This window comes from Nocardioides sp. (assembly GCF_025964975.1).
Lineage (GTDB): Bacteria > Actinomycetota > Actinomycetes > Propionibacteriales > Nocardioidaceae > Nocardioides.
Genome location: NZ_JAOPXV010000222.1, coordinates 1 through 6696, shown reverse-complemented (window position 1 = coordinate 6696; position 6696 = coordinate 1). Strand labels below are relative to the sequence as shown.

General features: G+C 71.1%; 6 protein-coding genes, 1 pseudogene and 1 riboswitch. Of the genes and pseudogenes, 3 read left to right on the top strand and 4 right to left on the bottom strand.

The genetic code is table 11. The annotated features are described in order from the left end of the window. Positions 1-856: precorrin-6Y C5,15-methyltransferase (decarboxylating) subunit CbiT (gene cbiT / locus JWN68_RS17805; RefSeq protein WP_297741428.1), on the top strand; the 856-nt coding region annotated here is incomplete at its 5' end. Between the two features lie 73 nt (positions 857-929). Here cbiT and JWN68_RS17800 read toward each other — a convergent pair. From JWN68_RS17800 to JWN68_RS17785, 4 genes are read right to left on the bottom strand one after another with little or no spacing between them, the layout of a single operon-like run. Then, the gene (locus tag JWN68_RS17800) at positions 930-1700 is read right to left on the bottom strand and encodes an SAM-dependent methyltransferase (RefSeq protein ID WP_297741432.1); all 771 of its coding nucleotides are present in this window, start codon (positions 1698-1700) and stop codon (positions 930-932) included. Continuing rightward, positions 1700-3211 (bottom strand): precorrin-2 C(20)-methyltransferase, encoded by a 1512-nt coding sequence (locus tag JWN68_RS17795; RefSeq protein WP_297741426.1) that lies wholly within the window; start codon positions 3209-3211, stop codon positions 1700-1702. The genes JWN68_RS17800 and JWN68_RS17795 overlap by 1 nt, the downstream gene beginning before the upstream one ends. Further along, complete coding sequence (locus JWN68_RS17790) at positions 3208-3873, bottom strand: precorrin-8X methylmutase (RefSeq protein WP_297741430.1); 666 nt, start codon at positions 3871-3873, stop codon at positions 3208-3210. Before JWN68_RS17790 ends, JWN68_RS17795 begins: the two co-directional genes overlap by 4 nt. 8 nt (positions 3874-3881) lie before the next feature. Further along, entirely contained in the window at positions 3882-4727 is an 846-nt protein-coding gene (locus JWN68_RS17785; protein WP_297741424.1) for a nitrite reductase, read from the bottom strand. Positions 4728-4780: 53 nt separating this feature from the next. After that, a riboswitch (cobalamin riboswitch) is annotated at positions 4781-4986 on the bottom strand. A 324-nt stretch (positions 4987-5310) separates the two neighbouring features. Between JWN68_RS17785 and JWN68_RS17780 the strand changes: the two genes are divergently transcribed. Both JWN68_RS17780 and JWN68_RS17775 read left to right on the top strand, forming a co-directional pair. Continuing rightward, positions 5311-5586 (top strand): hypothetical protein, encoded by a 276-nt coding sequence (locus JWN68_RS17780; RefSeq protein WP_297741422.1) that lies wholly within the window; start codon positions 5311-5313, stop codon positions 5584-5586. Positions 5587-6356: 770 nt separating this feature from the next. Continuing rightward, a pseudogene (locus JWN68_RS17775) lies at positions 6357-6696 on the top strand (hypothetical protein); the annotation flags it as partial.

Genomic DNA, 6696 nt, shown 5'->3' with positions numbered 1-6696 from the left:
CGGTTGGCCTGCGGAGTCGTGCGCCGTGATCAGCCTCGTCGGTCGCGACACCGCACTGGTGCTCCGCGAGCTGGCGCCGGCACGCCGCGTCCTGGTGCTCTCGTCCGACGAGCACACACCCGCCCGGGTCGCGGCGCTGCTGAGGGAGGCGGAGTACGGCGAGAGCGTGCTCCACGTCTTGGGCGACCTCGGCGCCCCGGACGAGTCGCACCTGTCGGGCATGGCGGGCGACTGGTCCGCCACGTCGCCTCGCCTGCACGTGCTGGCGCTAGAGCTGGCCGGCCCGTCGGTGGCCGGCTGGGCGACCGGTCTGCCCGACGACGCCTTCGAGCACGACGGTCAGCTCACCAAACGCGACCTGCGAGCGGCCGCCCTGGCGAGGCTCGCACCGATGCCCGGCGAGCACCTGTGGGACGTCGGCGCGGGCGCAGGATCGATCGGCATCGAGTGGATGCGCGTTCATCCCACCTGCTGCGCGACCGCCGTCGAGGGAATCGCCGAGCGCGCCGCTCGGATCGCCCGCAACGCGACCCGTCTGGGCGTGCCAGGCCTCACGGTGGTCACCGGTCGCGCCCCGGGCGCGCTCGGCGGGCTCCGCCCGCCCGACGCGATTTTTGTCGGTGGGGGCGCCACGGCACCCGGTGTGCTCGACGCGTGCCTGGCCGCGCTCGCGCCTGGCGGCCGGTTGGTCGTGCATGGTGTCACGATTGAGACCGAGCAGCTGCTGGCACAGGTGTACGGCGAGCACGGCGGCGAGCTGACCCGGATCGCGGTCGAGACCGCGGCCCCGGTCGGCACCTTCACGGGTTGGACCCCGGCCCGCACGGTCACCCAGTGGGCCTACACCTGTGGCTGAGGACCCGCTCCAGCGCGTCCTGGTCCCACCGGCTGCCCGGTGAACTCGCTGCGGGTGTCGCGCCGCCGGTCGATCACGTCGTAGAGGTCGTTCGCCGCTTGCTACTCCGGTCGCGCCCTGCGGCGTACAGGTAGGACTCGCCGCCCGGACGCGGATCGAGCGCCCGCCCGACGAGGATGACTGCCGCCATCCTCAGCCCTGCCCCCTCGACAAGGTCGGCGATGGTGCCGACAGTGCCGCGCAACACCTGCTCCTCGTGCTGGGTGGCGCGGTGGACGACGGCGACCGGGCAGTCGGCGCCGTACTCGGGCTCAATCTCGGCCATCAGCTGACGGGTGCGGGTGATGGCGAGGTGGAGGACGAGGGTGGCGCCGGTCGCGGCGAAGGCCGCCAGCGACTCGCCCACGGGCATCGCGGTGGACCTGGCCTGCGTGCGGGTCAGCACGACCGACTGGGAGATGAGCGGCACGGTCAGCTCGCGGCCGAGGAGAGCCGCGGCCGCGGCGTAGGCCGGGACCCCGGGCGTGACGTCCCACGAGACCCCGGCGGCGTCGAGGCGCCGGGTCTGCTCGGCCAGTGCGGAGTAGACCGACAGGTCGCCGGATGCCAGCCGCACGACATCGAGGCCCTCGTGGTGGGCGGCGACGAGCCGCTCGATGATCTGGTCGAGGTCGAGGTCCTGGGTGTCGACCAGGGTCGCTTCGGGGCTGACGTGGCCGAGCACCTCGGGGTCGAGGTAGCTGCCGGGGAAGAGCACGACGTCGGCGTTGGCGAGCAGCCGGGTCGCGCGGACGGTCAGCAGGTCGGCGGCCCCGGGACCGGCGCCGACGAAGTGGACGGCCATCATGCCTCCACGTATCGGGGGGTCCAGACGCCTGCGGGACTGACGCGGGTGCTGGCGGCGCCGATGATGAGCAGGCACTTCATGTCGATGCTGCTCGGGTCGAGCTCGGCCAGTGTGGTCACGGTGAGGGACTCCTCGTCCCGGCCGATGTCGCGGCCGACGACCACGATGGTGTCGGGCTTGCGGTGCTCCAGCAGCACGCGCTGCGCGGTCGCGACCTGCCCGGTGCGCGAGCGGGACGCCGGGTTGTAGATCGCCAGCACCAGGTCGGCCTCGGCGATCGCGCGCAGCCGGCACTCGACCACCGACCACGGCTTGAGCCGGTCGGACAGCGAGACCACGGCGAAGTCGCCGCCGATCGGTGCGCCGGCCCGCGCCGCCACCGCCTGCACGGCGCTGACGCCCGGCAGGACGCGGATCGCGACGTCGGCGTACACCGGGTCCTCGGCCGCCTCGAAGACGGCCGCTGCCATCCCGAAGACCCCCGCGTCGCCGCCCGAGACGACCGCGACCTTCTCCCCCGACCTCGCCAGGTCAAGGGCCAGCCTGGCCCGGTCGACCTCGACGGTGTTGCCCGACGCGTGCCGGGTCAGTCCCGTGCGCTGGGGCACCCGCTCGACGTACGGCCCGTAGCCGACGACGTGCGAGACCTGCGCCAGAGCCTCGCTCACTTCGGGTGTCAGCCAGGCATCGGGGCCGGGGCCGAGCCCGACGACGAGGAGCTCGGCGACCGGCTTCGACACCGGAGCGATCTCCTCGGCCGGCTCCGACGTGGTGCGCGACCGAGACCCGTTGAGCGAGTCGCCGGTGACGACGATGAGCGAGAAGTAGGGCACCGAGTCGGGGTCCACCTCGGCCACCGGGAGCCAGCGCTGCTCGGGCATCGACGCGCGCTCCACGTAGAGCGCGTGGTCCAGCCGACCGGCGGCCTCGAGCGCTCGGCGTACGGCGGGGAAGGTGCGGCCGAGCTTCATGATGATCGCCGCGTCGGTGTCGGCCAGGCGGCGCGCGAGCTCGGGCTCGGGCATCGTGCCGGGGAGCACCGTGAGGACGTCGGTCTGCCTGACCAGCGGGCTCGCGGCGGCAGCGGTCGCGGCCATAAACGCGGGCACGCCGGGGACGACCTCGGTCGGGAAACGCTCGGCCAGCCGGTCGTGCATGTACATGTAGGAGCCATAGAACAAAGGATCGCCCTCGGCGAGCAAGACCACATCACGCTCGGCGTCGAGGTGGGCCGCGAGCCGGACCGCGGACTCCTCGTAGAAGTCCGCGAGCGCGCCGGCATAGCCGCCGGGGTGGTCAGTGGCTCCGGTGGTCACGGGGTAGGTCAGCCGCTCCTCGACGACGCCCGCGGGGAACAGCCCGACGGCGATGCGGCGGGCATTCGACTCCTTGCCGACGCCGGCATGGAAGGCGATCACGTCCGCCTGCTCGATCAGCCGGGCGCCCTTGCGGGTGATCAGCTCGGGGTCGCCGGGCCCCACGCCCACGCCATAGAAGTGACCGCTCATTCTTCCTCCTGGGCGAGTGCGTTAAGGGCGGACGAGGTCATCGCCGAGCCGCCACGGCGGCCACGGACTGTGACGTAGGGGATGTCGATCCCGTGTTCGGCATTCAGGTCGATCAGTGCCTGCTTGGACTCGGCGGCCCCGATGAAGCCAACCGGGCAGCCGACGATCACGGCCGGCCTAGGGCCGCCGTCGAGGATGAGCTCGAGCAGGTGGAACAGTGCCGTAGGCGCATTGCCGATCGCCACTACGGCACCCTCGAGGTGGGGCTCCCACAGCGAGACGGCGGCCGCGGTGCGGGTCGTGCGCCACAACCGCGCAAGATCCGGGACCCGCTCGTCGTTGAGGAAGCACAGCACGTCGTTGTCCCTCGGCAACCGGCTCCGGGTCACCCCGGTCGCGACCATCGTCGCGTCGCACAGCACGGGCGCTCCAGTCTCGAGCGCAGCCCGCGCGGTGGAGGTCAGTCCGGGGTGGACGACGAGATCCTGCGCCAGGTCCACCTGACCACTGCCGTGGATCATCCTGACCGCGAGCTTCTCGGCCTCGGCAGGCACGCGGGATAGGTCGGCCTCGCGCCGGATCGTGGCGAACGAGTCGAGGTAGATGTCCGGCCCCACGTCGATGTAGTCGTAGTGCCGGCCTGGACGTCGCAGCCGTGGCATCACTTCGTTCACGTGCCCTCCTGGGGGACGAGGACGCCACGCCACGGGGTGATGACGACGTCGGCGGTGTCTGCGGTCAGCCCGGCCACAGCGGTCCGGTCCAGGCCCACATCAGTGACCTCGACGTGCCGGCCACCCGGCACTTCGCCGAACGGCAGTGGTGGTGCCGACTCCGGCAGCCGCGGGTCTGGTGCGACTGGGCGCACGAGTGGTTCGGCCAGCTCGACGACGTGCCACGGCGCCGCCGGACCGGCTCCTCGCCGAACGGCGAACTGGTGGGCCAGCGTCGCGACTTGCCGGGCAACGGTGGAGATCGCGACGACCGGGCCGAACCCGTCGCCGACCCGGAGCTGAGCCGACTCAGCGTCCAACACGACCAGCCCCAGGTCGCAGTCCCGATCGACCAGGTCGCCCCGGCCGTCGTCGAGCACGAACAGGAAACGGCCGGGCAGCATCGCCAGGCTCGGGTGCCCGCACAGCCGCGCGTCCAACTCGGCAGCCACCGGCCGGAGGTCGACGACACCACCGGCCAGTCCGGTCTGCGGCGAGACCATGACGTTGCGGGCCAGCTCGTGGGTGCGGGTCGGCAGTAGGCCGGTCGCCTCGATCGCGGCCAGCACCTCCGGCGCGAGTGCGCTGGCGGTTCCGGGCAGGGCACGCACCTGGAGGTTGGCGCGCGAGGTGACGCGGACCCGCGCGTCGCCGTACTGCTCCGCCACCGCGACCAAGGCACGCAACGACGCCGACGACACATGACCACCGATGAGGCGAAGGCGTACGAGCATGCCGTCGGCCGCCGGCCACGGCCGCATCACGCCCGGACAGAGGTCGCCTCGAGTGCGGGTGCTGGACACTGGGTGAACCAATCTGGTCAGGGTCCGTTCGCGGGACCACTCTCGACCTGGCGGCGATCGCCACTAGGACCAGCAGGTCTTCGGACTCGGGATCAATCGGGACGGCGCGCCTTCCCGGAGCCGTGCTCCAGTGGCTGCCACCCCCGGGGAGGCGGCGTGCTCCGCCCGTCACCCTCACCGCTGCGCGTCAGCCCCGGATTCCCACCGGGTTCCCTGACTCCACGTTGCTCGGAGTACGACTGGCCCGACGAGAGTAGCGCGCCGGCGCCACACCACCTCGGGAGGTCCCACCTAGGAACCCGCGTCATCCTGCTCATCCGGGACCACGAGGTACGCGTCGTCAAGGCCACCACCGGCGAACTCGGCGACACAGCGCCACGGTGGGCGGCTCCTTGATCTGTCGCGATGCCGACGGGCACAACCGCAACGCCGTCTTCCTCGTGGATCCCCGCGGTGACGTGCTGCGGCGGCATGACAAGGACCTCCCGACGATGTGGGAGAACTGCTTCTACGTCGGAGGTGAGGACGACGGCGTCATCGACGCGGACGAACTCACCGCGGACGCCGCTCTGCTGGGAGGTTCATGCGCACGCAGACGGCGCTCCGGCTCCGCGGAAGGGTCGACCTGGTGGTCGGGGGCTCCGCATGGTGGAGCATCCCGGCCTGGCGCCCCCGGTGGCTGACGCGTCGGATGGAGGAGGACAGCGCGCGTACGGCGGCCGGCGTGGCGGCGGCGATGGCGCGGGTGGTCGGCTCCCCGGTCGTGCATGCGGCCCCACTCGGGAGCCCACGAGTGCCCGCTCCCGTGGAGCCCGCTGACCTACCGCGGCTGGCTCCACAGCGGTGCGGCGATCTGTGACGCAGAGGGAGCCGTGGTGGCCCGCCGGGACCGCCGCGTGGGCCCGGGCGTGGTCGCGGCCGATATCGAGCCCGTTCGTCGTACGCCGGTCGATGACATCACCGGGTTCTGGTTCCACGACCGCAGGGCGCTGTCGTCGTTACGTGGTCCTACCAGCGCCACCACGGTAAGCGGTGGTACCGACTGCACACCTCTGGTCGGTCAGGCGCAGCTGAAACGCCGTCGAACGCGAACCCGAGGCGAAGCGGCCGGTCCTGGGCCTGCCGGACCAGGCGAGACGGTGCCCTGGCTGGCCCGGCCAATGGTCCTGCTCTTCGTCGGCGCCCTGGGTCTCTTCGCACTTGAGGCCTGGGGCGTCCTCGCGGCGCGGTTGTCACCCTGGCTTGACCGCACCGATCGGTGCCGCAGTCACCTTCCTGATGTACTCGGTCCTCCATGAGGCCACCCACCACGCACTCAGCACCGACACCCGCCTCAACAACGCGTTCGGGGTGGGCGTTGAGCACCAGACAGCAATTCGGACACTTTGTGAATCTTTTCACGAAGCCGACGATGCGATCAGCCGTCTGCACGGCGGGTGGGATCGCCAGTACCCCCGATGAGCCCTGGCGAGGACGGGGCGAACCCCGAATGCATCCGACGACACGAGTGTGGGTAGAGAGGAATTGGTTGCAGGTCGCCGTTCCGAAAGTCTCGGCGCGGCAGGACCCGATACCGGCCCGGGTCCCTATCGCAGGGCCAGCCATGACGTCGACAGGAGGCTGCTGAAGATGACTGCCCTTGGCGAGATCGTGCTCGCCGCAGGTCCAAGCAGAAACTTGGAGACGATCGGAACTCCCACGCTGTGGGCAGCGACGATCGGCGGCGTCGTCGCGCTCCTCGCACTCGACTTCGTCATCACCCGTCGGCCGCACGACGTCTCCATGCGCGAGGCCGTCGGGTGGTCGCTGTTCTACGTCGCCCTGCCCCTGGCATTCGGTGCCTACGTCTGGGCGGAATTCGGATCAACGCGGGGGGTCGAGTACCTGACTGGGTACTTGGTCGAGAAGTCACTGTCCGTGGACAACCTGTTCGTCTTCATGCTGCTCTTGTCAGCGTTCGCCGTTCCAC